A 1,046-nucleotide genomic window follows, 5' to 3' on the forward strand; every position below is an offset into this window, starting at 1 on the left:
CCATGGAGAGGCGTTCTGAAACGTGCTCTCGCGGTCGGTGCGGCATCGACGATCTCGGTCGGTGCTTATGCGCTGCCGGCGGCTGCGGCTGTCGATAATTTTCCAGAGGCTCCGGCTGAGGCTGAGGCCAGTAATGTCGATTCCACGCTGGCTGGTCTGGATCTGGCTGGGGCGGGTCGGTCCACGGCGTTCTGGGACGGAGATCCTGGGCCCAATGATGAAGCGCTCAATGTTGACGTGTTCGGCAATGAGCTGATCGGGATCGGCAATATCGAGATCCCGGTGGATCAGATCCTGGACTTCGGTCAGGCCGGGGTTCTGCTGTCGGAGTCGGAGACCACTTCGCCGGTGGATGCTCGAGCGATCTCGGGCATTGCTGGTGGGGATGGGTCTGTCACCTTGGATGGTGATGAGGCTGGCTTCGGGGCTGCGGAGTTGGATCTGCTCTCGCTGTTCAATGCTGCTGGTGTTGATGGGATCACGGAGGAGATCGTCTCGGAGGCGACTCTGCTGTTCGGTCTTGGTGGTGCTGAGGTCATCGCTGAGGATGGCGTGTTCCTGGATCAGGATGGTGTCGGTGGGCTGGGCCAGTACCGGGTGGGTGAGGCCAGTGTGCTGCTGACTTCTCCGGCGGTCGAAGAGGCTGCGGCGATGATCTATGACACCATCGGTGAGATTGACTCCACGATGGAGGACACGGTCAATGATCTGCTCGATGTTGCGGATCTGATCTCGGTGATTCCGGGTGCTTCGCTCTCTGCTGAGGTGTCCTCGAATATGCAGGAGGAGATCTTCGCGGCGATTCTCGCGGAGCCGATCACCACGAATAATCAGGTGCTCACGGTGGACTTCTCCACCGGTACTGCGCAGCTGCATCTGGATCAGCTGCTCTCTGGTGAGCTGCGTCCTGGTCAGCCCACGGGGATGAATAATCAGAACCCGAACACTGAGCTGATCGATGATGAGATCTATCCGATGATCGCGGAGACTGTCCATGATCTGATGGAAGAGGTCACCAACATCACGGTGGGCGCGATCGAGGGCGC

The 1,046-nt window shown here is 59.6% G+C and carries 1 protein-coding gene; it reads left to right on the forward strand.

All coding sequences use genetic code 11. The features are described from left to right. A partial coding sequence (locus BCY76_RS17295) for a choice-of-anchor G family protein (protein WP_139827894.1) occupies positions 1-1,046 on the forward strand: 1,046 nt, incomplete at both ends.

The sequence above is a fragment of the Nesterenkonia sp. PF2B19 genome (assembly GCF_001758425.2).
Taxonomy (GTDB): Bacteria; Actinomycetota; Actinomycetes; order Actinomycetales; family Micrococcaceae; genus Nesterenkonia; species Nesterenkonia aethiopica.